Here is a 22,799-nt window from a genome sequence, read left to right as displayed (position 1 = left end):
TATCGGGTTAGCGTCCGGGGCCACACACCGCCAAGACTTCCGACAAGATCCGCAAGGACCGCCCTATGCCGCTTCTCCAGCCCGACCACACCTCCCCGGCGCCGCTCGACATCGCGGTGGTAGGGTCCGGCATCGCCGGACTGTCGGCGGCCTGGCTGCTGTCGAAGGCGCACCGCGTCACCCTCTATGAGAAGGAGGACCGGCCGGGCGGCCATGCCAACACGGTCGAGGCCGAAGGCGCCGGCCCGGTCGATACCGGCTTCATCGTCTACAACGAGCCCTGCTATCCCAATCTGGTCGCCCTGTTCGACCATCTGGGCGTGCCGACGCGGGCGACGGACATGAGCTTTGCCGCCTCGCTCGACGGCGGGCGGGTGGAGTATGCCGGCACGCCCGCGGCCCTGTTCGCGCAGAAACGCAACCTGCTGCGCCCACGCTTCTGGCGGATGATCGCCGACATCCTGCGCTTCTACCGCGAAGCGCCGGCACTGCTTGCCGATCCGGCGGCGGAGACGCTGACGCTGGGCGACGTGCTGGACCGCGGCGGCTATTCCGACGCCTTCATCCGCGACCATCTGCTGCCGATGGCCGCCGCAATCTGGTCCAGCCCGGCGGAGTCGATGCGCGGCCATCCCGCCGCCGCCTTCATCCGCTTCTGCGACAACCACGGCCTGCTGAAGGTCAAGGGCCGGCCGGTCTGGCGCACGGTGGAGGGCGGCAGCCGCAGCTATGTCGGCCGCATCCTGGCCGACATGCCCGGCGCCCTGCGCCTGAACTGCGCGGTGGAGGGCATCGTCCGCGAGGAGGGCCGCGTCCTGCTGCGCGACCGCCGCGGCGAGGTGCGCGCCCATGACCATGTCGTGCTCGCCACCCATGCCGATCAGGCGCTGGCCCTGCTGGAAGATGCCGGCGCGGAGGAGCGCCGGCTGCTGGGCGCCTTCGGCTACGAGCGCAACCTCGCCATCCTGCACGGCGACCCCGCCCTGATGCCGAAGCGCCGGGCGGTGTGGTCGAGCTGGAATTATCTGGCCGAGCGGGGGGATGGCGGGCAGGACGCGCTGTGCGTCACCTATTGGATGAACCGGCTGCAGGGCTTCCTGCCGAGCGAGCGCGACCTGTTCGTCACGCTGAACCCCATCCGCCCGCCGCGCGAGGGCAGCATTCTGCGCAGCGTGCTTTACGACCACCCGATCTTCGGGATGGAGGCGCTGGCTGCGCAGCGGCAGCTGTGGAGCCTGCAGGGCCGGCGGCGGACCTGGTTTGCCGGGTCCTATTTCGGCGCCGGCTTCCACGAGGACGGGGCGCAGGCGGGGCTGGCGGTGGCGGAGGCGCTGGGCGGCGTGCGCCGGCCCTGGACGGTTCCGAACGAATCCGGCCGCATCCATGTGGGGCCGGCGCCGGCCGCGCGCGCCTCCGCGCTGGAGGCCGCGTGATGGAGCCGCCCCGCTTCGCCTCCGGCCTTTATGTCGGCACGGTGATGCATCACCGGGTGAAGCCGGTGCGGCACCGCCTGTCCTACCGGGTGTTCAGCCTGCTGGCCGATCTGGACGAGCTTGACCGGCTGGACCGCGAGCTGCGGCTGTTCGCCCACAACCGCTTCGGGTTGATCGGGTTCAATGATGGCGATTTCGGGCCGCTTGGTGGGGATGCCGGAGGATCCCCTCTCCCCCCCGGGGAGAGGGTTAGGGTGAGGGGGGAGCGCGGCGAGGATCTTCAAGAGTCGTGCACTCCCCGCTCCCACGGAATCCACCCCATGCATCCCCCTCACCCCGACCCTCTCCCCGGGGGGGAGAGGGAGTTTGGCGACTTAAAACAGTGGGCTGAACACCAGCTTGCCGCCGCCGGGATCGAGGGGGGCGGGGCGGTTCGGCTGCTGTGCTTTCCGCGGGTGCTGGGCTTCGTCTTCAACCCGCTCTGCGTCTGGTTCTGCCATCGCCGGGACGGGACGCTCGCCGCCATCATCCATGAGGTGTCCAACACCTTCGGCCAGCGCCATGCCTACCTGATCCCGGCGGCGCCCGGAGCGGACGGGCTGGTGCGTCAGAGTTGCGACAAGTGCTTCTACGTCTCGCCCTTCATGGACATGGAGACCGCCTATCACTTCCGCATCCGCCCGCCCATGGGCGAAGCGGGAGAGCCGCTGGCGGTGTCCATCCGCCAGACCGACGCCGGGGGGCCGGTGCTGCATGCGTCGCTGACCGCCCGGCGGGTGGAGCTGACCGACGGCGCCATCCTGCGCGCCTGGGCCCGCCACCCGCTGATGACCGCAAAGGTGGTCGCCGGCATCCATTGGGAGGCGCTGCATCTCTGGCGCAAGGGGCTGGCGATCCGGCCGCGCCCGCCGGCTCCGGTCCATCCCGTCACCGTCGTGAAGAACATCGTCGTTCCCGACCGTTTCCGAGAAGGCCATTCATGACCGACATCGTTAGCGACATCGCTGCGACCGCGCCTCGACGTCACCCCCGGTGGCTGCGGCTGGTGACCGGACGCGACTTGTGGACCGGCGCCCTGGTGCGGATGGCCGGCGGCATCCGCCGGGGAGAGTTGAGCCTGCGCCTGCCCGACGGGCGGACGATGTGCGTCGGCGATCCGGCCGAGGGGCCGCGGGCCGACCTGACGCTGCTCGACGATGCCGCGGCGCGGCGGCTGATGCTGGGCGGCGCGGTCGGCATGGCGGAGGCCTATGGCGACGGGCTGTGGCGCAGCGGCGACCTGCCGGCGCTGATCGAACTGGCGATCCGCAACGAGGCGGCAATCGGGGGTGGGGCGAAGGAGAAAGGCTTAAGGGGCACCGTCGCGGCGGCGGCGGCCAACCGGCTGTTCCACCGCAGCCGCGCCAACTCCCGCCGCGGCAGCCGCCGCAACATCGCCTTCCACTATGACCTCGGCAACGGCTTCTACCGGCTGTGGCTCGATCCCGGCATGACCTATTCCTCCGCCCTGTACGAGCGGGAGGGGCAGAGCCTGGAGGCCGCGCAGGAGGCCAAGATCGCCCGCGTCGCCGAGCTGCTGCAACTCCGCCCCGGCGACCGGGTGCTGGAGATCGGCTGCGGCTGGGGCGGGATGGCGGAGCATCTGGCCGGCCGGCGCGGCGCGTCGGTGGTCGGGCTGACGCTGTCGGCGGAGCAACTGGCCTTCGCCCGTGCGCGCATCGACCGGGCCGGGCTGGCCGGGCAGGTCGACCTGCGGCTGATGGACTATCGCGACGCCGGCGGCAGCTTCGACCGCATCGTCTCCGTCGAGATGATCGAGGCGGTGGGGGAGGAGCATTGGCCGCGCTATTTCGCCGCCCTGCGCGACCGGCTGGTTCCCGGCGGGGCGGCGGTGGTCCAGGCGATCACCATCGACGACGCGCGGTTCCCGCGCTATCGCCGCGGCTGCGACTTCATCCAGCGCCACATCTTCCCCGGCGGCATGCTGCCCTGCCCGTCGGCCCTGCGCGCCGAGGCGGAGCGGGCCGGGCTGGTGGTGGAGCATGTGGAGACGTTCGGCGATTCCTATGCCCGGACCTGCGCGGAGTGGCGGCGGCGCTTCCTGGAGGCCGGGCCGCAGGTGGCGGCGCTGGGCTTCGACGAGCGGTTCCGCCGGCTGTGGGACTATTACCTCGCCTATTGCGAGGCCGGGTTCCGCGCCGGGACCATCGATGTCGGGCTCTGGCGCTTTCGCAAGCCGTAGGCGGAGGACCGCTCTTGATGAAGATCGGGGATTTCGCCGGCAACACGCCCGAATTGCGGATCGAGCGCTATTTCGCCGGGCGCACCCAGGCCTGGGGCGTGTTCGAGGACCGGTTCGGCACGCTGCGCCGCAGCTTCACCGTCGCCATCGACGGACGGTGGGACGGGCGGGAGCTGGTGCTGGACGAACGCTTCCTCTATGCCGACGGCGAGACCGACCGCCGGGTCTGGCGCATCGTCAGAACTGCCGAAGGAACTTATGAGGGGCGGGCCGACGACGTGATCGGTACGGCGGTGGGGCGGTCGGCCGGCAACGCGCTGAACTGGACCTACGAGATGGCGCTGAAGGTGGGCGGCGACCGCTGGCGCGTGCGCTTCGACGACTGGATGTGGCTGCAGCCGGGCGATGCACTGATCAACCGCGCCAACGTCTATCGCTGGGGCCTGTGGATCGGCACGGTCAGCCTGTTCTTCCTGCCCGAGGGTCGGATGATCCAGCCCAGCGTCGAAATCAATCCGGCGGTGCAGCCCCCAGCCGCCGCTGAATGAGGCGAAGCGGGGCGCCCAGCAGCGGCAGGCGCAGATAGACATGCTCGCCGGAATCCCAATGGTCGATGTGCTCGGCCACCCGGCCGTCCGCGACCTGCCGCACTTCGCTGGTGCCGATCACGTCCATCCGGCCGATGCCGGTCACCGCCGCCTCGAACCGCCAGCGCAGGATCGCCAGATCGGGCGCGAACAGCCGGTGGGTGACGGTGAAGCGCAGATCGCGGCAGCCGTTCAGCGTGTGGACCAGCGCCGCGCGCACCGCATCGCGCCCACGGGCGTCGTTGAAGGGGTCGCGGAAACGCACCTCCGGCACCGTCAGCGCCGGCAGCCGGTCGAGCGTCTCGACGCTGAGCGTTTCGAAGAAATCGACCCAGGCGTCCAGCCCCTGAGTTCTGTGGTCGTCCGTCATACACCCGTCGCCTTGCGCACCAGCGGGAAGTAAAGCCGATAGGGCAGGCAGCGCGCCAGCTTCAGCTTGCGGGTGAAGCGCTTCGGGAAGGTGATCTCGAAGCCGTCGCCCTCCATCTCGTCGGCCAACTGGCGGGCCGCATCCTCCACCGGCATCAGGTCCGGCATGGGGAAGGGGTTGCGGGCGGTCAGCGGCGTGTCGATGAAGCCGGGGCAGACCAGCTGCAGCCTGATCCCGGCGCGATCGCAGTCGGGCTTCAGCGATTCGCACAGGTTGATGAGCGCCGCCTTGGTCGGGCCATAGGCCGCCGCCGTCGGCAGGCCGCGGTATCCGGCGACGGAGGCGACCACCGCCACCTGTCCGTGCCCGCGCGCCCGCATCCGCGGCAGCAGCGCCTCCAGCCCATGGACCACGCCCATATAGTTGACCTCCATCAGCCGGCGGGCGGTGTCGGCGGAGAAATCCTCCAAGGACATCGGGCTGTGGGTGCCGGCGTTCAGCACCGCCCGGTCGATGGGGCCGAACCAGCGTTCGATGGCGGCGACGGTGGCGGCGGTGGCGACGCGGTCGGTGACGTCCAGCGGGAACAGGCGCATGCGGTCCGGGCTGTGCTGCACCGTTGACGTCAGGTCGTCGACCGAGCGGGCGGACAGCGCGACCTGCGCACCGCCATTGGCGATATGGATCGCCAGAGCCCGGCCGATGCCGCTGCTGGCGCCGGTGATCCAGGTGATGCCGGGCGCCTTGCCGTCCGGCTCGCCTTCCGTTTCGCCGCCAGTTCCGTCCATGTTGCGCTCCGCACACTATGCCCAAGGCGGTACGCGGCCGGGGGGCCGCCGGATCACCGGATGCGGCGGGACAGCTCGTCGCCGCGTTCCGACAGGTCGCGCATCAGGGCGCGGGCCTCGTCCTCGCCGGTCCAGCGGGCGACCGACACGATGCCGTCGGGGCTGTCGGAGGCGCCGTCGCGGCCACCCTCCGCGTCGTCCGGCAGGCCGAACACCTGTCCCGCCCGCGCCTCCACCACGGCGAAGCGGCCATCGCAGGCCACCAGCCGGAAACTGGCCTTTTCCTCGACGACGGAAACCTGGGTCATCGGCCTTCTCTATGGCGCTGTCTCGATGGACGGTTCAACCGGCGGGAGTGCCGGAAGGTTGCACGGCGTCGAGATTCTCCACGACAGTGGGGCTGAATGATGGTATTGAGACTTATTCGCACTTGGTCGCGGATGGAGATTCCGGTCTCCCGGACTGTTCGCAAGGCCAATAAAATCACGGCCTCAGCGCGCCGAATTCCCACAAAAACGCAAGTTTCCCCGCCGGCAGCGGTCGATTTTCAGTGCGAGTGAGACTCATTCGCACTATAACCGCATCGGGGTATCCGCTCCGGAGCATAGCGCCGGGGCGCCATCGGGATATTTGCACCGCGCGTGCCGGACACGCGCCGAGGGGGAGTTGGACCGCCATGCCGACATCGTTTCGCCACCGTCCTGCGCTGGCCGCCGCACTTGCCGGTGCCGGCGCTCTGATGGCCGGCGCCGCCGCCCGCGCACAGGAGGCCGCCGCGCCCGCCGCCGCCGGGGCGGTGCCGGATGGAGCGATGCAGGGGGCGGCGCAGGCCGCTCCGGACGCGGCGGCTGCCGCTCTCGCCTCGCTGCCGCACGACCTGTCGCCCTGGGGCATGTTCGTCACCGCCAGCCCGGTGGTGCAGGCGGTGATGGTGGGTCTGGCGCTCGCCTCGGTCGTCACCTGGACCATCGCCATCGCCAAGACGGTGGAACTGTCGTCGGCGAAGCGCAAGGCGCGCGCGGCGCTGGCGATGCTGGAGGAGTCGCGCTCGCTGTCGCAGGCGGCGGAGCGGGTCGGCTTCAGCCAGGGCACCGCCGCCGCGCTGGTCCGCGCCGTGGTCGCCGAGACCCATCTGTCGGCCGACGCGCCGTCGCGCGACGGGCTGATGGACCGCGCCGCCTCGCGGCTGGAGCGGATCGAGTCGGCGGCCGGCCGGCGCATGGCGCGCGGCACCGGCATCCTCGCCACCATCGGCTCGACCGGCCCCTTCATCGGCCTGTTCGGCACGGTGTGGGGCATCATGACCAGCTTCATCGGCATCTCCAAGGCGCAGACCACCAACCTCGCCGTGGTGGCGCCGGGCATCGCCGAGGCGCTGCTGGCGACCGCCATCGGCCTCGTCGCCGCCATCCCGGCGGTGGTGGTCTACAACGCCTGCAGCCGCGCCATCGGCGGCCACAAAGCGCAGCTGACCGACGCGTCGGCGGCGGTGCTGCGCCTGCTGAGCCGCGACATCGACCGCCATGCGCTGCCGCGTCCCCACGGCAATTCCCGTGCGGCGGAGTGACGGCGATGGGTGCGCGCCTCGGCTCCAGCGGCAGCGACGACGATCTGACCGAAACCCATGAGATCAACGTCACGCCCTTCATCGACGTCGTCCTCGTCCTGCTGATCATCTTCATGGTCGCGGCCCCGCTGGCGACGGTGGATGTGCCGGTCGATCTGCCGGCCTCCACCGCCACGCCGACGCCGCGGCCGGACAAGCCGCTGTTCCTGACCATCCAGGCCGACAAGACTCTGTCTCTGGGCGACACCACGACGACCAGGGAGGCGCTGGGCGCGGCGCTGGACGCCGCCACCCATGGCGACAAGACCCAGCGCGTCTTCCTGCGTACCGACAAGACCGTCGATTACGGCGCCCTGACCGAGGTGATGAACAGCCTGCGCGCCGCCGGCTATCTGAAGATCGGCCTTGTCGGGCTGGAAGCGGCGCCGGCGCCATGAGTGCGGCCTTCGACCAGGAAGCGGCGGGCTGGTCCGCCGACGGGGCGGAGCGTCCGGCGCGCGGGGCGGCTTTCCGCTGGGGAGGCAGCCTGATGCTGGCCTTGGGCGTCCATGCCGCGGCCGGCGTGGCGATGGTGGCGTGGCACGTGCCGATCACGGCGTCGGAGGCCGAGCCGCCGGCCGTGCTGCTGGAACTGGCGCCGCTGCCGGTGGCGCCGCCGGAGCCGACGCCGGCCATCGACATTCCCCTGCCGGAACCGATGCCGGAGCCGGTGATCGAACCGGACCCCGAACCGCCGCCGCCCGAACCCCAACCGGTGGTCGAGGAACCGCCGCCACCGCCGGAACCGCCCCCCGTGGTCGAGCCGGAGGTGGTGCTGCCGAAACCGCCGCCCGAGCCGCCGAAGCCCAAACCCAAACCGGAAAAGCCCAAACCGGAGAAGCCCAAGCCGCCCCGGCCGGTGGCCCAGCCGGTGCAGCCGGCCCCGGTGGCCGCGCCGCCGGCACCCGCTCCGGCTCCGGCACCGGCGGCGCCCGCGCCGTCGGCCGCGGCCAGCCGGGCGATCCCGAGCTGGCAGGGACGGCTGCTGAGCCATTTGGAACGGCACAAGCGCTATCCGCGCGCCGCCCAGGCCCGCAGGCAGGAGGGCGTGGCTCAGGTCCGCTTCACCATCGACCGCGACGGGAATGTGTTGTCGGTTCGGCTCGACCGCAGTTCCGGCGTGGCCTCGCTGGACGAGGAGACGGTGGAGATGGTCCGCCGCGCCTCCCCCCTGCCGGCCCCGCCGGAGGAGATGGCGAAGGACCGCATCGAGCTGGTGGTGCCGGTCCAGTTCTTCATCCGCTGAACCTGCCGATCCGTGGCGGTGCTGCTCAGTCCAGCGTCGGTTCCGCCCGCTGGCCGACGCGGCGCTGGGAATCGACGGCGGCGCGCAGACGGTCGCGGGCGGCGCCCCGGCTGGATCCGGAATTGGCGCCGGTGGTCGCTGCCGGGCGCAGGCCGTTGAGGGCGGCCAGGAAATTGGTGCCGGCGCGCCCCTTCGGCTCGCGCCCCTTCGGTTCGGAGATACGCCAGGCGGGCAGCGCGGGAATCTCCTGCGTGACCTCTTCCCGATCGACGGCGCTGTCCGGCGTCGCGGCGGCCTTCGCCTGGGCGCGGGCCTGCTGCGCTTCCACCCGCGCACGGGCGACGATGCGCTCGCGCAGGTCGACATCCAGCGTGCGGAAGACGCGCGACGCCTCGGTCAACTCGCGTTCCCGGCCGCTGTCCAGGGTGCGCTTCAGCGCGTTCGCCAGCAGGCGGCATTCCAGGACGCCGGGCACCCGCTCGCGCTCCACCGCGCGGGCGAGGACGCCGACGGCTTCAAGGGTTTCGCGGTCGAGGGTGCCCTGAGGCATGGTGCGGCCTGATCCGAAAGGGGTAGGGTCGACACTATCGGCGGGCAAGCGTCGGTATTCAAGCCGCTTGTTAACCTTTTGTGCGACGCACCCGGATCAGCGCTCCGCAGCCATTCATTTGCCCGCCGTGGCTTCCGGCCGATCCTGCTCCACCGCGCCGCGGCGCTGCAGCCATTCGGCGACCATCCAGCACAGCGCCGCCCAGGCCGCGCCGACGCTCCAGCCCGCCAGCACGTCGGTCGGCCAGTGGACGCCGAGATAGACGCGGCTCGCCCCGATGATGAGGGTCAGCACCATCGCCCAGGTCAGCAGATAGGCCTTGGTGCGCCGGCCCTCGACGAACTGGGTCAGCAGGGCGCCCAGCGTCAGGTAGACGACGGCCGACAGCATGGCATGGCCGCTGGGGAAGCTGGCCGAGATCACCTGATCGCCATGCGGCACCAGATCGGGACGGGCGCGGTCGAACAGCCGCTTCAGCACGGTGCTGAGCGCCCCGCCGCCGCCGACCGCCGCCAGCACCAGCAGGGCCGCCGCCCGCTTGTGCAGGAGCAGCAGGAAGCCCAGGGTCGCGGCGGTGAGGATGGCGAGGATGGTGGTGCTGCCGAGCGAGGTGATGTCGCGCGCCACCCGCGCCAGCCACCAGGGGCCGCCGGGCTGGTCGGGATTCAGCGGATCGCGCAGAGCCAGCAGGATGTGCTTGTCGAAGGCGGTGGTCTCGCCCTCCATCACCTCGCCGGCCAGTTCGACGAAGCCGAACAGCAGGCCGGCGATGACCGACAGGCCGATCAGAACGCCGGGCTGATAGCGGTTCAGCCTGTCCCGCAATGCCGCCCGGATGCCGCCCCCAATCCCGTCCCTGGCCCCGGCCCCGTCACGCGTCCTCACCGGCATCCTTCATCCCCTTGCCCGTTCAGGCGGGAGAGAGCAGCCGCACCGGTGAGCCGGCCGTCCAGGCCAGGATATCCTCCAGGGCGTCGCGGTAGAACACCGCGTAATTCTCCCGCGTCACGTAGCCGAGATGGGGCGTCAGCACGGTGTTGGGAAGGTCAAGCCAAAGGCTGTTAGCCGGAAGAGGCTCGATGGGGAAGACGTCGATGCCGGCGCCGCCGATATGGCCGTGGCGCAGCGCGTGGACCAGCGCCGCCTCATCCACCAGCCCGGCGCGCGAGGTGTTGACGAGGAAGGCGGTCGGCTTCATCGCGCCGATCTCCTCCGCCCCGACCACGCCGCGGGTGCGCTCGCTCAGCACCAGATGGACGCTGACCACGTCGGCGGTGGCGAAGAGGTCGCGCTTCTCCACGCGGGTCACGCCGGCCTCGGCCGCGCGTTCGTCGGTCAGGTTGGGGCTCCAGGCCACCACCTCCATGCCGAAGGCCTGACCGACCTTGGCGACCTTGCTGCCGAGCTTGCCCAGGCCGACCAGACCCAGGCGCTTGCCGCCCAGATCGCCGGTCAGGCCGGTCTGCCAGCGGCCCTCGCGCAACGCCCGCTCTTCCGTGGGGATGCGCTTGGCCAGTGCCAGGATCAGGCCCCAGGTCAGTTCCGCCGTCGGCGTCCCGACCATGCGGGTGCCGCAGACCGGGATGCCGCGCGCCGCACAGGCCTTCAGATCGATGGCGTTGTTGCGGGCGCCGGTGGTGACCAGCAGCTTCAGATTCGGCAGCCGGTCGATCAGGGATGCCGGGAACGGCGTGCGTTCCCGCATGATGACCAGCACGTCGAAGGGCTCCAGCGCCGCCGCCACCGCGCCCAGATCGCCATAGACATCGCCGAGCGGCTGCTCGAAGACCGTCAGGTCGCTGCCCGGCGGCAGCTGCGACCAGTCGGCGAGGTCGCGGGCGACCCCCTGGTAATCGTCGAGGACGGCGACGCGCATGGAGTCCGCTCCCGCTTACTTGGTGAAGTAGGGCGCCAGATTGGCGCGGATGCGGTCGAGGATCGGGACGGCGGTGGCCGGCACCTCGAACGGGCGGCCGGTGATGGTCTCGCCGGCTTCGATGTAGACGCGGGCCGCTTCCAGAACCACCTCGGCGGGGATTTCCGGGATGTCCTGGGTGTAGGGATCGCAGCGGGCGACGACCCAGTTGCGGACGAAGTCCTTGTCGAAGCTCTCCGGCTTTTCGCCGGCCTCGAACCGCTCCTGATAGCTGGCGGCGAACCAGTAGCGCGAGCTGTCGGGGGTGTGGATCTCGTCGGCCAGCAGGATGTTGCCGTCCTCGTCGAAGCCGAACTCGTACTTGGTGTCGACCAGGATCAGGCCGCGTTCCGCCGCCATCTTCTGGCCGCGGGCGAACAGGGCCAGCGCCTTGTCCGACACCTCGTCCCATTGGGCGCGGGTCAGCAGGTTGCGGCCGACAATCTCGGAAGCGGTCAGTTCCTCGTCATGGCCGGCGTCGAAGGCCTTGGTGGTCGGCGTGATGATAGGGGTTTCCAGCCTCTGGTTCTGGCGCAGCCCGTCGGGGAAGATGTGGCCGTACATCTCGCGCCGGCCCTGCTTGTACATCGACCAGATCGAGGTGCCGGTGGTGCCGGCCATGTAGTCGCGGACCACGACCTCGACCGGCATGATGGTCAGCCGCTTCGCCACCACCACGTTGGGATCGGGGTATTCCAGCACATGGTTGGCGCAGATGTCCTTCGTCGCCTCGAACCAGAAGCGGGCGGTCTGGGTCAGCACCTGTCCCTTGAAGGGGATGGCGGTCAGGGCGCGGTCGAAGGCCGACAGACGGTCGGTGGTGATGAGGATGCGCCTGCCGTCCGGAAGGTCGTAGTTTTCACGCACCTTGCCGCGGTAATGATTGGGCAGCTCCGGGATGAAGGCGTCGCGAAGAACGTTGGTCAGATGCGGGGCAAGCAGGGCGGTGTCAACCATGGGATCCTGGTCCGGATGCAGGGGGCGGATGCGAGAGGCGCGCATGATACCCGAAACCCCCGCCGGAGCCAGGACGCTAAATTGAGAGGGAGGATCGCTGTCCGATGCATGACGGGACCATCACGGAGGCCGCCGCCGGGGCCGCAACGGAGGGCGCCGGAGACTATGATCCGGCGCCCGGAGTCGTCCGCGTCTGGTTCGCCGATCTGGCAGCCTTGTCGGCCCACAGGGAGGCGATGCGCGCCCTGCTGTCCGCCGACGAGTTGGAGCGCGCCGACCGCTTCATGATGGAACGGCTGACCGAGCGCTTCATCCTGCGGCGCGGGCTGCTGCGGCTGCTGCTGGGGCGCTGCACCGGGCGCGATCCGGCGGGGCTGGTCTTCGATTACGGCACGCACGGCAAGCCGGCGCTGGCCGGCGGCCCGGCCTTCAACCTCAGCGACAGCGAGGATGCGCTGGCCATCGCGGTGGCGGCGGAGGGGCGGATCGGCGTCGACATCGAGCGGCTGCGCCCGATCGAAAGCGCCGACGGCATCGCCGACCGCTTCTTCCACCCGACCGAGCGTGTGGCGTTGCAGGGATTGGGTCCGGATCAAAGGGACGAGGGCTTCCTGCTGGCCTGGACCCGGAAGGAGGCCTTCATCAAGGCAGCCGGCGTCGGGCTGTCGATGCCGCTCGACCAGTTCGCGGTGGAGGTGACGCCCGAAGCAGCGCCGGCCCTGCTGGAGATCGACGGGCGCCTGCGCGGCGATGTCGGGACGCCGGCGGACTGGAGCCTGTTCGACCGCCGGGTGCTGCCCGGCACCATCGCCGCCATCGCGGCGCACGGCACCGGCTGGACCGTGGAGACTCGGGTGATGGATGCGGGGTTCGTGGGGTAGGGGGAGTTCCGGCACTCGATCGTGCCGGCGCTACTTTGGCCGTCATCCCCGCGAAGGCGGGGAGCCAGGAAGCTCCGCGGGTCAGTTGCCGAACCGGCTGGATTCCCGCCTTCGCGGGAATGACGGTGGATATGGAGAGAGGTTGGCTTCGAACGGAGCCTTCCCTCACTCCCCCCCGGCCAAGGTTCCGGTCAGACGGTTGCGGATGGCGGAGACGGCGCATTCCAGCGGGCGGTCGTCGTCGGGCTTGGGGGCCTTGTCCATCACGTCGGGGCACATGTCCTGGGCCAGCCACACCTGCGGCTTCGGCGGGACCGGGGCGTTGGGGTCGCAGGTGGCGGGATCGGGGTGGGTTTCCTCGGTGCTGCCGTGGGTCGGCTTGACCTCCAGGTTCGGGGAGACGCCGAAGCAGTCCACCAGCGCCCCCGACGGGCGGTAGTAGCGGGCGGTGGTCAGGCGGATGCCGGTGTCGACGCTGAGCGAGGAGATCGTCTGCACCGACCCCTTGCCGTAGGAACGCGAGCCGAACAGCAGCGCCCGGTGATGGTCCTGCAGGGCGCCGGCCACGATCTCCGACGCCGAGGCCGAGCCGCTGTTGATCAGCACGACCACCGGCAGCCCGGCCAGCAGGTCGCCGGGGGTGCCGCGGTAGTTGCGGGATTCCTCCGGATCGCGGCCGCGGACGGAGACGATGTCCACCGTCTCCAGGAAGCGGTCGGCCACCTGCACCGCCTGTTCCAGCAGGCCGCCGGGGTTGTTGCGCAGGTCGATGACGGCGCCGGTCAGCCGGCCCTTCGCCTGACGGCGCATGGTCTCGATCGCCGCGTCCAGCGCCGTGGAGGTCGACTGGTTGAAGGTGGCGATGCGGACATAGGCGACGTTGCCCTCCAGCCGGTAGCGCACCGGCTGGATCTTCACGATGGCGCGGGTCAGCGAGACGCGGGTGTTGGCCTCGGTCGAAGGTGGGCGGCGGATCGCCAGGGAAACGGAGCTGCCGACGGGGCCGCGCATGCGGGCGACGGCGTCGTGCAGGTTCAGCCCCTTCACCGCCATGTCGTCGATGCGGGCGATCAGGTCGCCGCTGCGCAGGCCGGCGCGGGCGGCGGGCGAGCCGTCGATGGGGGAGACGACCTTGATCAGTCCGCTTTCCTCGTCCATCGTCACCTCGATGCCCAGCCCGCCGAACTCGCCCTGCGTCTGTTCGCGCAGATAGCGGTAGCGCTCGGCGTCGAGGAAGCTGGAATAGGGGTCGAGCGAGCCCAGCATGCCGTCCAGCGCCGCTTCGGTCAGCATGCGGTCGCTGGCCTTGGGGTTTTCCGCCTTCTTCTTCTTCAGCCCCTCTTCCGCCTTGTCGATCAGCACCTGCGGATCATAGGCCTTCACATGCTCCGTCAGGACGCGGCGCATGGCGTCGGAGAAGAGGACGTAATTGCGGTCGGCGGTGGACAGCGAGCCATAGCCGCGGATCTTCGCGAAATCCGTCCGGTAGCGGTCGAGCGCCGCGACGGTGTCGGCACGGCTGGTGGGCGCCACGGCGCAGGCGGGGCCGATCGCCACCATCATCAGCAGCAGGGCAGCCAGCAGCTTCGCCATCCTTGGACCCTCTTGACTGGCCGATCCGGCCGGCGGTCTTACGCGCATCGTTCACTTATACCAGTGTTTCGCCGGTTGCCGCGACCCTAGCACGTCGTCCGCCCATTCTCAAAATCCATCCCGATTTCGGCAAGAGGGTCATGCCCGGGGTGGATCGGCCGAACCGCGCAAGAGGGCGGACTCCAGAGATAGGGCGCACAAACGGCGATGTCGCGCGCCCCGATGGAACGCGCGATCTGTCCGAACGGATGAACGCTTTTGAGGGAGGAGCCGGAGGGGCGTCAGTAGGCGCCGCTGCCCTTCACCACGACCCGTACCGTGCGCAGCATGATGCCGATGTCGGCCCAGAAGTTCCAGCCGACGACATAGGCGGTGTCGAGTTGGACCCGGCGCACGTAATCGACGTCGCTGCGGCCGCTGACCTGCCACAGACCGGTCAGGCCGGGGCGGCAGCGGGTGTAGAAGGGGAAGCAGGCGTGGTAATAGGACACCTCGTCATCGATGATCGGGCGGGGGCCGACCAGGCTCATGTCGCCGCGCAGGACGTTGATGAGCTGCGGCAACTCGTCCAGGCTCGATTTGCGCAGGAAGCGGCCGACCGGGGTGATGCGCGGGTCGTTGCGCAGCTTGCGCGCCGACAGCCATTCGGCCCGCGCCGTCTCGTCGGTGGCGAGCAGCCGTTCCAGCACCTCGGCCGAATTGACCACCATGGAGCGGAATTTAAGGCAGGTGAAGGGGCGCCCGTCGGCGCCGATGCGCCGGTGGCCGAACACCGCCGGGCCGCCGTCGCGCGCCACCATCCAGGCGAGCACGAGCATCAGCGGCCCGAAGACGGCAAGCAGACCCAGCGCGCCGACGATGTCGAAGGCGCGTTTCACGCGGTGCCTGTGCAAGGGTGGGCAACCGGGCAGCCGGTCCATCGCCTGCATCGCCGACCGGGTCCCGGCCATCCGGCCGGGGTCCAGACGGGGAGCGCCCAGAAGGGCGATGTTGGACAACGCCATTATTTTCTCTCGTCGCTGATCGTCTCGGGTCAGAGCATAGGACCATCCGAGAGGGGCAACGGCCAGCGCGCGAAAGGGGTCCCGCCAAAGGGACGGTGCGATTGGAAAGGGTGAGTTAGCCCGCCGGTACGGGTCAGCAGATCCGGGGAAGCTGTTCCCCGGTCAGCCAGTCCACGATCCGGCGGCCGCCGAAACGGGTCTCCATCTGAACGAAGCGGTGGGGGTCCTCCACCACACATCCGATGCGGGCGGCATCCCGTCCCAGCGGGTGGTCGCGCATGGCGGAGAGCAGACGGTCGCACTCCTCCTCGGCGCAGATCGCGATCAGCTTACCTTCGTTGGCGGCATAGAGCGGGTCCAACCCCAACAATTCGCAGGCCGCCGCGACCTGCGCCCGCACCGGGATGTCCGATTCGCGCAGCCGCATGCCGACGCCGGACTGGTGGGCGATCTCGTTCAGCGTCGTCGCCAGCCCGCCGCGGGTGGGGTCGCGCAGCACATGGACATCCGGCACCGCCGCCACCATCGCCGCGACCAGCCCGTTCAGCGCCGCGCTGTCGGACAGGATCGCCGTCTCGAAGCCCAGATTGTCGCGGGTCGACATGATGGCGACGCCATGGTCGCCCATGGTGCCGCTGACCAGGATGGCATCGCCCGGCCGCGCCCGGTCGCCCGACGGGGCGATGCCCGGCGGCACCATGCCGATGCCGGTGGTGGTGATGAAGAGGCCGTCGCCCTTGCCGCGCTCCACCACCTTGGTGTCGCCCGACACGATGGCGACCCCGGCCTCGCGCGCCGCGGCGGCCATGCTGTCCACCACCCGCTTCAGGTCGGCGAGCGGGAAGCCCTCCTCGATGATGAAGCCGGCGGTCAGGTGCAATGGCACCGCGCCGGCCATGGCGACGTCGTTCACCGTGCCGTGGACGGCCAGCGACCCGATGTCGCCGCCGGGGAAGAACAGCGGCGAGACGACGAAGCCGTCGGTGGTCATCACCATGCGCCCGCCCGGCACGTCGAAGGCGGCCTGATCGTTGCCCTGGTCGAGATACGGGTTGGCGAAGGCGGCGGCGAACAGCTCGCGCACCAGCTGCGCCATCGCCTTGCCGCCCGACCCATGGGTCATGTCCACCGCCCCGCGGGCGATGTCGAGCTTGCGGGTGAACAGGCGGCGGTCGGTCATGGGCGTGGGGTCCGGGTGGTCGGTTGGAAAATGAGCCCCCGCGGAAGCGGTGCGGGGACCCTTGCCTTTTGTGTGCCGTCATTCCCGCGAAGGCGGGAATCCAGCCGGTTCAACGGCTTGACTGCGGGGTTTCCTGGATCCCCGCCTTCGCGGGGATGACGTGCTTATACGCGGGCGCGGTTTTTTGCCGAAACACGTGTGACTAGGCCGCGGCGTCCGCGACCTCGGCCAGCAGAGCGAGCGTTCGCTCGGCCTCCTCGGCGTCGAGGCGGGAGAGGGCGTAGCCGACATGGACGATCACGTAGTCGCCCACGGCGACGCCGTCGACCAGCTCCAGCGAGCAGGTGGAGGTGACGCCCCCCAGGCTGACGGTGGCGCGGTCGTCTGGCAGCAGGGCGGTGACCAAAGCGGGGACGGCAAGGCACATGGCGGTGGTCCTCCGGTCAGACGGCGGCTGTGGCGGCGGCGGAAGCGGTATGGGAGGCGCGGGCCTCCGCCAGACCGTCGGCGATCCAGTCGTACCACTCCTCCAGCCCCTGGCCGGTGGTGGCCGACAGCTGGATCACCGCCAGCGACGGGTTCAGGCGCTGGGCGTAGCCGATCATGCGCTCCACGTCGAAGCTCAGGTGCGGCAACAGGTCGATCTTGTTGACCACCAGCAGGTCGGCGCGGACGAACATGTCCGGGTATTTCAGGGGCTTGTCCTCCCCCTCCGTCACCGACAGGACGACGACGCGGTGGGTCTCGCCCAGATCGAAGCCGGCGGGGCAGACCAGATTGCCGACATTCTCGACGAACAGCACGCCGTCCCCGGCGAACTGTCCCTCGGCCGCCAGCCTGTCGGCGGCCTGCGCCACCATGGAGGCGTCGAGGTGGCAGCCCTTGCCGGTGTTGACCTGCACGGCCGGGGTGCCGGTGGCGCGGATGCGGTCGGCGTCGAAGCTGGTCTGCTGGTCGCCCTCGATCACCGCGACGGGGAAGCGGCCCTTCAGGTCGGTCAGGCTGCGGGTCAGCAGGGTGGTCTTGCCCGAACCGGGGCTGGACATCAGGTTCAGCACGAACACCCCGCGCTCGGCGAAGCGGCGACGGTTGACGGCGGCCAGACCGTCGTTCTTCGCCAGGATGTCGCGTTCGATGGTGACCAGCCGCGGCTGGTTCAGCGCGGCGCCGCCGTCGATGGCGTCGGCCCGGTCGGGACGGTGGTGGTCGTGGGTATGGACGTGGCCGTGATCATGGTCATGGTGGCCGTGATCGTGATGCCCTTGGTCGTGATGGCTGTGGCGGAACACCGTGCCGTCGGGGGCGACATGCTCGTGGGTGTCGTCATGGTGATGATGGGCGTGGTGGTGCGCCTCGCCGTGGCGGTGGCGGTAGACCTTGCCGTCGGGACCGATATGCTCATGCTCGGCATCGGCTGCCTTGCCGTCTATCCGGGTTTCGCCCTCGCCGCATCCGCAAACCGTGCACATCACGCGCTCTCCCGCTCTTCGATCCGCAATCCGTCCGCCCTGCCCATCATCGGCCTGCCCGCAGGCTTCGGCAAGCGCTCGTCATTCGTGTACTTCTATGCCGCAGGCGACGCAGGGGTCCAGCATCGCGACCAGCAGCCGCGCCCGCTCCACCGCGTCGTCGCGGTCGCGCACCACGGCCCCCGCCAAGCCGCGCGCCAGCGGGCCGTCGGCGGCGAAATTCCAGTCGGTCGGCGCCACCATGCGGGCATCGGCCAGCCGCCCGTCGCCGTCCAGCCGCAGCCAGTGGGCCAGCCGTCCGCGCGCCGTCTCCGCCACGCCGCAGCCTTCACCGGGACCGGACGTTGCAGCGGCGGCGGGCTCGGCAGTGCGAAGGTCGGCGACGGCCGCCTCCATCCGCCGCGGCAGTTCCGCCAGATCGGCGAGCCGCGCCGCGAACAGCCGGGCGAGCCCGTCGCCGAACCGCTCCGTCACCGACACGACCAGCGGGTGGTCGGCCTGCCGCTCCAGCGGGCCGGTCAGGGCGGCGGCATCCTTGTACCGGGGGGTGGCGGCGAAGGACGGGTCGCCGCTCAGCGCCGCCGCGTACCGGAGGGGTGACCGCTCGATCAGCAGCGATGTCCCGCAGCCGCCCCAACCGGCCAGATCGGGCGACAGCAGCCGGGCGGCCAGCCGCGCCGCGTCGCTGCCGCCGCCTGCCGCCCAATGGGCGAGGTCGTCGGCGTCCCGCGGCGGCGGTCCGGCGAAGACGGTCGTCTCCAGCCAGCCGGCCAACCGTGCCAGCGCCTCGCGCAGCGCCGCCCTGTCCGGCCGCAGGACGCCGCCGCCGGGCCGCATCCCGTCCTTGGCCGGATAGAGCGCCGGCATGACCGCCGACACCGCCGCCCGCAGATCGCGCAAGGCCGCCGGCCGGGGTGGGGTGCCGAGGCGGGCGGGCCATTCGACCACCGCCTGCCAGCCATGGCTGTCCAGCGCCTCCGCATCGGTCAGCAGGGCGCGGGCTGTCTCGTGGGGAGTGGCGTCGATTCCCAGCGCCGCCTCGCAGGCACGGGCGACGGCCAGCCCCTGGGCGCTGCCGCACAGGCTGAACAGCAGGGGCGCCAACTGCACCGCCTCATCCCCCTTGCGGCCGACCAATGCTGTAACGGCACGCGGGCGGCGGGTGGCGACTTCGGCCCGGCGGATGGTTCCGTCGTCGAGCCACAGCCGGACGGAGACCGACCCCTCTCCGGGAAGCGTGGCTGCGGACATCGGGAATTCCTGTGGCATCGGGGGAGCGCATGGTGACGGAACGGGGGTGCAACACATTGACCTGCGTCAAAAGACGTAGATCCGGCGGGGTGGAGCCCCTGTCTCGGCCATGGCCGGGCTGGCGCTTTCTGCTACACTTCGCCCCAACCGCGCCACGCCGCCCGGTTTCCCCTGCGTCGGGCGGGAAAATCAGGGCGGCACGATCCGATGGGCGCGACACGACATCAGAGGATGCTGGTCAATGAAACGTTTCCCCCTCGCCTCGGCCGTGCTGCTGGCCGGGCTGGTGCTGCCCGCGGTTGCCGACGCTCACACCTTCGGCGCCCATGACGCCGGCTTCGCCCATGGCTTCCTGCATCCGGTCGGCGGTTGGGACCATCTGCTGGCGATGGTCGCGGTCGGGCTGTGGGCGGCGCAGCGCGGCGGTGCCGCCCTGTGGGCGCTGCCAGCCACCTTCGTCACGGCCATGATCGGCGGCGGGCTGCTGGGCATGAGCGGCATCGCGCTGCCGGCGGTGGAGCTGGGGATCGCCGGGTCGGTGATCGCGCTGGGCGCCCTGGTCGCCGCGCAGTCGCGCCTGTCGCTGCCGCTGTCGATGGCGGTGGTCGCGGCATTCGCCCTGTTCCACGGCCATGCCCATGGCGCCGAGATGCCGGAGGCGGCGCAGCCGCTGCTCTACGGCCTCGGCTTCGCGCTGGCCACCGCGCTGCTGCATGGCGCCGGCGTCGCCGCGGCCCTGTCGCTGCGCGGCATCGCCCGCGGGACGGGGGCGGCCCTCGCCCTGCGCGGCCTGGGTGCCGCTATCGGCTTGGGTGGCGTGGCGCTGGCCGCGCTGGCCTGATCCGAAGTATTGCGACCCCAAGTTCATGAGGAAGGCCGGGCGGGAGACCGTCCGGCCTTTTTTCTGTGGAAATTCCACAGTGAAGCGACAATTTTCCAACTGCGCCGGGCGACAAGGTTGCGCCGCCGCGTGTTCACGCGCTATAGGGCAAGCCTCCCCCGCCCGCATCTCCTCAACTGAAAATCGACGGACAGACCGTGGACTCGCTGATTCCGGAATTGATCGCGCTTGCCCAAGTGGTGTTCATCGACCTGGTGCTGGCCGGTGACAACGCCATCGTCGTCGGCATGGCCGCCGCCGGGGTGGCGCGCGAGAAACGCGCCCGCGTGATCTTCTGGGGCATCGCCGCCGCGGTGGTCCTGCGCATCGGCTTCGCGCTGGCGGCCACCCGGCTGATGGACATCATCGGGCTGACGCTGGCCGGCGGATTGCTGCTGCTGTGGGTGTGCTGGAAGCTGTTCCGCGAACTGCGCAGCCAGCGCGAGGAGGCGGAGGCCGCCGCCCTGATGGACGAGGAGGGCGACGATGCCGCCGCCGTTCCCGCCGGGGGCGGCAAGCCGGTGAGCGCCGCCATCCGGCAGGTCATCATCGCCGACGTGTCGATGTCGCTCGACAATGTGCTGGCGGTGGCGGGTGCGGCGCGCGAGCATCTGTGGGTGCTGGCGATCGGCCTGCTGCTGTCGGTGGCGCTGATGGGCGCGGCGGCCACGGTGATCGCCCGGCTGCTGAACCGTTTCCACTGGATCGCCTATCTGGGGCTGGTGGTCATCGTCTATGTCGCCGTCCGCATGATCTGGCAGGGCAGCATGGAGGTCATGGCCTTCGCCCAGCATGTGACCTGACCGGGTGGGCTGATCCAATGGGTTAGCTGGGCGGGTTCCGGGCCGGCGCAGCCGGAACAATCGGCGTCTCCTGGTGTTGCAAGCCGGCAGCCCCCACAGGAGACGCCCGGCATGACCCATCACAACGACGCCATTCCGTCCGCCGCTCCGTCCGCCGCTCACTCCGATGCGGCCGCCACAGCCACATCGCCCCAGGGCCGCCGGCCGGAAGAGATCGAGCACGAGATCCAGTCGATCCGCGCCCGCATGGATTCGGTGATCGACGAGATCGAATTCCGCCTGTCGCCCGGCCAGATGTCCGGCGGCGTGGTGCAGGTGGTGCGCGACGTGATCCAGGGCGGCGGCGACGGACTGTCCGGCCGCATCGCCCGCGCGGTGCGCGCCAACCCGATCCCGGTGGCGCTGATGGGCGTCGGTGCCCTCTGGCTTGCGGTGGCCGTCGCCCGCACGCCGGAATCGACCACCGAGTTCGACGATTACGATCCCGATGGCCGCCAGTTGGACCCGCGCAGCCGCCATCTGCTGACCGACCTGATCGCCGCCTGCCGCGACGGCGCCGAGGCTTTCCGCCGCGCCGACATGACCATCGCCGACACGGCCCTGTCCGCCCGGCTGGAGGAGCTGGCCGACCAGCTCGACCGCAGCGCCATGGCGCTGGACGCCGAACTGCGCACCGGCGGCGGCTGGATCGAGACCGCCGGCGACGGCACGCGCGTCTGGTCGCCGATGCATGGGCTGGCCGAGGCCAGCGCCCGCAGCGTGATGGCCGGGGCCGGCGGGCCGGGCGCGCGCGGCGACCTGCTGGCCCGTCTGGAAGGCGGGCTGGACGGCACGCTGTCCCTGTTCCGCGACTCCCTGCGCGACACGCCGGACGACCATCTGCAGGTCGTCATCGGCGCCCAGTTCCACGCCATCGAAACGGCGCGCCATCGCGTCGGCGCCCTGCGCGAAGCCGTGGTCTGAGGAGGGCGGGGGCATGCTGGGGCTGAGCCGACGCCATTACTACGAGCACCGCAACCGCGCGGGCGGGCGCGCCGCGAATGACGGCGGCGGCAATGGGGTCGGGGGCGGGGGCGGTCGTGGCCGGTCGGCGGACAGCCCGTCGGACATTCCCAAGAAGGGTTGGAAGGACATCCTGCTGCGGGTGTGGGACGAGCAGGGCAAGGACAACGTGTCGATGCTGGCGGCCGGCGTCGCCTATTACGCCCTGCTCGCCATCTTCCCCGCCGTCGCGGCGCTGGTGTCGATCTACGGCCTCGTCGCCGATCCGTCGATGATCGAGAGCCAGCTGAACCAGCTGGGCAGCCTGCTGCCGCCGGAAGCGCTGTCCATCGTCAGCGATCAGGCGCGCAAGGTGGCGACCACCCCGTCGCAGGGGCTGGGCTTCGGCCTGATCTTCGGCCTGCTGCTGACATTGTGGAGCGCATCGCGCGGCACCAACTCGCTGGTGACGGCGCTCAACATCGCCTATGGCGAGAAGGAGACGCGCGGCTTCCTCATGCTGGCGGCGCTGTCGATGGGGCTGACCGTGGCGGGCCTGCTGTTCGTCATCCTCGCCATGGTGATGATCGTCGCCGTCCCGGCCGCCATCGCCATCATCGGGCTGCAGGACACGCCGATCGGCTGGATCGCCAGCCTCGCCCGCTGGCCGATCCTGGCGGTGACGATCATTCTGGCACTCGCCGTCTTCTATCGCTACGCCCCCGACCGGCGCGAGCCGCAATGGCGCTGGGTCACCTGGGGATCGGCGGTGGCGACCGCGGTCTGGCTGCTGGGGTCGCTGGGCTTCTCGATCTACGTGTCGAATTTCGGCAGCTACAACGAGACCTATGGCTCGGTCGGCGCCGTCGTGATCCTGCTGCTGTGGTTCAACCTGACCTCCTATGTCGTGCTGATGGGGGCGGAGCTGAACGCTGAGATCGAGCACCAGACCGCCCGCGACACCACCGACCGCGACGGCCAGCCCTCCCGCCCGATGGGCCGGCGCGACGCCTATGTCGCCGACACGGTGGGCGAACGGAAGGCCGGCTGACCGGGGTCGTGC

The 22,799-nt window shown here is 70.5% G+C and carries 25 protein-coding genes; 12 read left to right on the top strand and 13 right to left on the bottom strand.

The window, feature by feature from the left end:
- Positions 1–65 precede the first annotated feature (65 nt).
- The 4 genes from PWS46_RS24980 to PWS46_RS24965 are packed head-to-tail and all read left to right on the top strand — an operon-like array spanning position 66 to position 4,223.
- On the top strand, positions 66–1,433 hold the full coding sequence (locus PWS46_RS24980; protein WP_434623545.1) for an NAD(P)/FAD-dependent oxidoreductase: 1,368 nt from the start codon (positions 66–68) through the stop codon (positions 1,431–1,433).
- Complete coding sequence (locus PWS46_RS24975; RefSeq protein WP_434624414.1) at positions 1,433–2,416, top strand: DUF1365 domain-containing protein; 984 nt, start codon at positions 1,433–1,435, stop codon at positions 2,414–2,416. Before PWS46_RS24980 ends, PWS46_RS24975 begins: the two co-directional genes overlap by 1 nt.
- Positions 2,413–3,675: a class I SAM-dependent methyltransferase gene (locus PWS46_RS24970; protein WP_434623544.1), complete on the top strand. Its 1,263-nt coding sequence runs from the start codon at positions 2,413–2,415 to the stop codon at positions 3,673–3,675. Before PWS46_RS24975 ends, PWS46_RS24970 begins: the two co-directional genes overlap by 4 nt.
- A gap of 17 nt (positions 3,676–3,692) precedes the next feature.
- Positions 3,693–4,223, top strand: coding sequence for a DUF3833 domain-containing protein (locus tag PWS46_RS24965; protein ID WP_434623543.1), 531 nt, complete (start codon positions 3,693–3,695; stop codon positions 4,221–4,223).
- On the opposite strand, the gene PWS46_RS24960 is transcribed toward PWS46_RS24965, so the two are convergent.
- The 3 genes from PWS46_RS24960 to PWS46_RS24950 are packed head-to-tail and all read right to left on the bottom strand — an operon-like array spanning position 4,186 to position 5,728.
- Positions 4,186–4,632 (bottom strand): nuclear transport factor 2 family protein, encoded by a 447-nt coding sequence (locus PWS46_RS24960; protein WP_434623542.1) that lies wholly within the window; start codon positions 4,630–4,632, stop codon positions 4,186–4,188. The two genes, PWS46_RS24965 and PWS46_RS24960, sit on opposite strands and share 38 nt — an antisense overlap.
- On the bottom strand, positions 4,629–5,420 hold the full coding sequence (locus PWS46_RS24955) for an SDR family NAD(P)-dependent oxidoreductase (protein ID WP_434623541.1): 792 nt from the start codon (positions 5,418–5,420) through the stop codon (positions 4,629–4,631). Before PWS46_RS24955 ends, PWS46_RS24960 begins: the two co-directional genes overlap by 4 nt.
- A gap of 53 nt (positions 5,421–5,473) precedes the next feature.
- Positions 5,474–5,728 carry a hypothetical protein gene (locus tag PWS46_RS24950; protein ID WP_434623540.1) on the bottom strand — a complete coding sequence of 85 codons (255 nt, stop codon included), beginning with the start codon at positions 5,726–5,728 and terminating at the stop codon, positions 5,474–5,476.
- A 368-nt stretch (positions 5,729–6,096) separates the two neighbouring features.
- On the opposite strand from PWS46_RS24950, the gene exbB reads away from it, so the two are divergent.
- From exbB to PWS46_RS24935, 3 genes are read left to right on the top strand one after another with little or no spacing between them, the layout of a single operon-like run.
- On the top strand, positions 6,097–6,987 hold the full coding sequence (exbB, locus tag PWS46_RS24945) for a tonB-system energizer ExbB (RefSeq protein ID WP_434623539.1): 891 nt from the start codon (positions 6,097–6,099) through the stop codon (positions 6,985–6,987).
- 5 nt (positions 6,988–6,992) lie between these two features.
- On the top strand, positions 6,993–7,424 hold the full coding sequence (gene exbD, locus PWS46_RS24940) for a TonB system transport protein ExbD (protein ID WP_434623538.1): 432 nt from the start codon (positions 6,993–6,995) through the stop codon (positions 7,422–7,424).
- The gene (locus tag PWS46_RS24935) at positions 7,421–8,272 is read left to right on the top strand and encodes an energy transducer TonB (protein ID WP_434623537.1); all 852 of its coding nucleotides are present in this window, start codon (positions 7,421–7,423) and stop codon (positions 8,270–8,272) included. The genes exbD and PWS46_RS24935 overlap by 4 nt, the downstream gene beginning before the upstream one ends.
- 25 nt (positions 8,273–8,297) lie before the next feature.
- Here PWS46_RS24935 and PWS46_RS24930 read toward each other — a convergent pair whose 3' ends face one another.
- From PWS46_RS24930 to PWS46_RS24915, 4 genes are all read right to left on the bottom strand, one after another.
- A complete protein-coding gene (locus tag PWS46_RS24930; RefSeq protein ID WP_434623536.1) occupies positions 8,298–8,822 on the bottom strand; it encodes a hypothetical protein in 525 nt (174 codons plus the stop codon).
- A gap of 114 nt (positions 8,823–8,936) precedes the next feature.
- Positions 8,937–9,713, bottom strand: coding sequence for a phosphatase PAP2 family protein (locus PWS46_RS24925; RefSeq protein WP_434623535.1), 777 nt, complete (start codon positions 9,711–9,713; stop codon positions 8,937–8,939).
- Between the two features lie 19 nt (positions 9,714–9,732).
- Entirely contained in the window at positions 9,733–10,698 is a 966-nt protein-coding gene (locus PWS46_RS24920) for a D-2-hydroxyacid dehydrogenase family protein (RefSeq protein ID WP_434623534.1), read from the bottom strand.
- A gap of 15 nt (positions 10,699–10,713) precedes the next feature.
- Positions 10,714–11,694, bottom strand: a complete 981-nt coding sequence (locus PWS46_RS24915; RefSeq protein WP_434623533.1) for a phosphoribosylaminoimidazolesuccinocarboxamide synthase — start codon at positions 11,692–11,694, stop codon at positions 10,714–10,716.
- Positions 11,695–11,798: 104 nt separating this feature from the next.
- On the opposite strand from PWS46_RS24915, the gene PWS46_RS24910 reads away from it, so the two are divergent.
- Positions 11,799–12,575 (top strand): 4'-phosphopantetheinyl transferase family protein, encoded by a 777-nt coding sequence (locus tag PWS46_RS24910; RefSeq protein ID WP_434624396.1) that lies wholly within the window; start codon positions 11,799–11,801, stop codon positions 12,573–12,575.
- A 165-nt stretch (positions 12,576–12,740) separates the two neighbouring features.
- Here the strand turns inward: PWS46_RS24910 and PWS46_RS24905 are convergent, their stop codons facing one another.
- The 6 genes from PWS46_RS24905 to PWS46_RS24880 form a co-directional block, all read right to left on the bottom strand.
- A complete protein-coding gene (locus PWS46_RS24905; RefSeq protein ID WP_434624394.1) occupies positions 12,741–14,168 on the bottom strand; it encodes a S41 family peptidase in 1,428 nt (475 codons plus the stop codon).
- A gap of 281 nt (positions 14,169–14,449) precedes the next feature.
- Positions 14,450–15,172, bottom strand: a complete 723-nt coding sequence (locus tag PWS46_RS24900; RefSeq protein ID WP_244561039.1) for a sugar transferase — start codon at positions 15,170–15,172, stop codon at positions 14,450–14,452.
- A 133-nt stretch (positions 15,173–15,305) separates the two neighbouring features.
- Positions 15,306–16,352: a hydrogenase expression/formation protein HypE gene (hypE, locus tag PWS46_RS24895; RefSeq protein ID WP_434624392.1), complete on the bottom strand. Its 1,047-nt coding sequence runs from the start codon at positions 16,350–16,352 to the stop codon at positions 15,306–15,308.
- Positions 16,353–16,554: 202 nt separating this feature from the next.
- Positions 16,555–16,779 carry a HypC/HybG/HupF family hydrogenase formation chaperone gene (locus PWS46_RS24890; RefSeq protein ID WP_085091877.1) on the bottom strand — a complete coding sequence of 75 codons (225 nt, stop codon included), beginning with the start codon at positions 16,777–16,779 and terminating at the stop codon, positions 16,555–16,557.
- Positions 16,780–16,795: 16 nt separating this feature from the next.
- Positions 16,796–17,821: a hydrogenase nickel incorporation protein HypB gene (gene hypB, locus PWS46_RS24885; protein ID WP_434624390.1), complete on the bottom strand. Its 1,026-nt coding sequence runs from the start codon at positions 17,819–17,821 to the stop codon at positions 16,796–16,798.
- An 81-nt stretch (positions 17,822–17,902) separates the two neighbouring features.
- Positions 17,903–19,072, bottom strand: a complete 1,170-nt coding sequence (locus tag PWS46_RS24880; RefSeq protein ID WP_434624388.1) for a nickel-dependent hydrogenase large subunit — start codon at positions 19,070–19,072, stop codon at positions 17,903–17,905.
- Between the two features lie 241 nt (positions 19,073–19,313).
- Here PWS46_RS24880 and PWS46_RS24875 point away from each other — a divergent pair, with 241 nt between their 5' ends.
- The 4 genes from PWS46_RS24875 to PWS46_RS24860 all read left to right on the top strand — a co-directional run bounded on the left by PWS46_RS24875 (position 19,314) and on the right by PWS46_RS24860 (position 22,787).
- On the top strand, positions 19,314–19,913 hold the full coding sequence (locus PWS46_RS24875; RefSeq protein ID WP_434624386.1) for a HupE/UreJ family protein: 600 nt from the start codon (positions 19,314–19,316) through the stop codon (positions 19,911–19,913).
- Between the two features lie 197 nt (positions 19,914–20,110).
- Positions 20,111–20,755, top strand: a complete 645-nt coding sequence (locus PWS46_RS24870; RefSeq protein WP_434624384.1) for a YjbE family putative metal transport protein — start codon at positions 20,111–20,113, stop codon at positions 20,753–20,755.
- A 111-nt stretch (positions 20,756–20,866) separates the two neighbouring features.
- A complete protein-coding gene (locus PWS46_RS24865) occupies positions 20,867–21,718 on the top strand; it encodes a DUF3618 domain-containing protein (RefSeq protein WP_434624382.1) in 852 nt (283 codons plus the stop codon).
- 13 nt (positions 21,719–21,731) lie between these two features.
- A complete protein-coding gene (locus PWS46_RS24860; protein ID WP_434624380.1) occupies positions 21,732–22,787 on the top strand; it encodes a YihY/virulence factor BrkB family protein in 1,056 nt (351 codons plus the stop codon).
- Positions 22,788–22,799: the final 12 nt, after the last annotated feature.

It is taken from the genome of Azospirillum sp. B2RO_4, from assembly GCF_051124815.1.
Taxonomy (GTDB): Bacteria; Pseudomonadota; Alphaproteobacteria; order Azospirillales; family Azospirillaceae; genus Azospirillum.
The sequence above is the reverse complement of the archived record's forward strand: the minus strand, read 5'-3'. Positions and strand labels throughout refer to the sequence as shown.

Excerpts from the sequence above, each read along its gene's own strand:
- PWS46_RS24980 (WP_434623545.1), top strand. The coding sequence starts at position 66 with ATGCCGCTTCTCCAGCCCGACCACACCTCCCCGGCGCCGCTCGACATC.
- PWS46_RS24975 (WP_434624414.1), top strand. The coding sequence starts at position 1,433 with ATGGAGCCGCCCCGCTTCGCCTCCGGCCTTTATGTCGGCACGGTGATG.
- PWS46_RS24970 (WP_434623544.1), top strand. The coding sequence starts at position 2,413 with ATGACCGACATCGTTAGCGACATCGCTGCGACCGCGCCTCGACGTCAC.
- PWS46_RS24965 (WP_434623543.1), top strand. The coding sequence starts at position 3,693 with ATGAAGATCGGGGATTTCGCCGGCAACACGCCCGAATTGCGGATCGAG.
- PWS46_RS24960 (WP_434623542.1), bottom strand. The coding sequence starts at position 4,632 with ATGACGGACGACCACAGAACTCAGGGGCTGGACGCCTGGGTCGATTTC.
- PWS46_RS24955 (WP_434623541.1), bottom strand. The coding sequence starts at position 5,420 with ATGGACGGAACTGGCGGCGAAACGGAAGGCGAGCCGGACGGCAAGGCG.
- PWS46_RS24950 (WP_434623540.1), bottom strand. The coding sequence starts at position 5,728 with ATGACCCAGGTTTCCGTCGTCGAGGAAAAGGCCAGTTTCCGGCTGGTG.
- exbB (WP_434623539.1), top strand. The coding sequence starts at position 6,097 with ATGCCGACATCGTTTCGCCACCGTCCTGCGCTGGCCGCCGCACTTGCC.
- exbD (WP_434623538.1), top strand. The coding sequence starts at position 6,993 with ATGGGTGCGCGCCTCGGCTCCAGCGGCAGCGACGACGATCTGACCGAA.
- PWS46_RS24935 (WP_434623537.1), top strand. The coding sequence starts at position 7,421 with ATGAGTGCGGCCTTCGACCAGGAAGCGGCGGGCTGGTCCGCCGACGGG.
- PWS46_RS24930 (WP_434623536.1), bottom strand. The coding sequence starts at position 8,822 with ATGCCTCAGGGCACCCTCGACCGCGAAACCCTTGAAGCCGTCGGCGTC.
- PWS46_RS24925 (WP_434623535.1), bottom strand. The coding sequence starts at position 9,713 with ATGCCGGTGAGGACGCGTGACGGGGCCGGGGCCAGGGACGGGATTGGG.
- PWS46_RS24920 (WP_434623534.1), bottom strand. The coding sequence starts at position 10,698 with ATGCGCGTCGCCGTCCTCGACGATTACCAGGGGGTCGCCCGCGACCTC.
- PWS46_RS24915 (WP_434623533.1), bottom strand. The coding sequence starts at position 11,694 with ATGGTTGACACCGCCCTGCTTGCCCCGCATCTGACCAACGTTCTTCGC.
- PWS46_RS24910 (WP_434624396.1), top strand. The coding sequence starts at position 11,799 with ATGCATGACGGGACCATCACGGAGGCCGCCGCCGGGGCCGCAACGGAG.
- PWS46_RS24905 (WP_434624394.1), bottom strand. The coding sequence starts at position 14,168 with ATGGCGAAGCTGCTGGCTGCCCTGCTGCTGATGATGGTGGCGATCGGC.
- PWS46_RS24900 (WP_244561039.1), bottom strand. The coding sequence starts at position 15,172 with ATGGCGTTGTCCAACATCGCCCTTCTGGGCGCTCCCCGTCTGGACCCC.
- hypE (WP_434624392.1), bottom strand. The coding sequence starts at position 16,352 with ATGACCGACCGCCGCCTGTTCACCCGCAAGCTCGACATCGCCCGCGGG.
- PWS46_RS24890 (WP_085091877.1), bottom strand. The coding sequence starts at position 16,779 with ATGTGCCTTGCCGTCCCCGCTTTGGTCACCGCCCTGCTGCCAGACGAC.
- hypB (WP_434624390.1), bottom strand. The coding sequence starts at position 17,821 with ATGTGCACGGTTTGCGGATGCGGCGAGGGCGAAACCCGGATAGACGGC.
- PWS46_RS24880 (WP_434624388.1), bottom strand. The coding sequence starts at position 19,072 with ATGTCCGCAGCCACGCTTCCCGGAGAGGGGTCGGTCTCCGTCCGGCTG.
- PWS46_RS24875 (WP_434624386.1), top strand. The coding sequence starts at position 19,314 with ATGAAACGTTTCCCCCTCGCCTCGGCCGTGCTGCTGGCCGGGCTGGTG.
- PWS46_RS24865 (WP_434624382.1), top strand. The coding sequence starts at position 20,867 with ATGACCCATCACAACGACGCCATTCCGTCCGCCGCTCCGTCCGCCGCT.
- PWS46_RS24860 (WP_434624380.1), top strand. The coding sequence starts at position 21,732 with ATGCTGGGGCTGAGCCGACGCCATTACTACGAGCACCGCAACCGCGCG.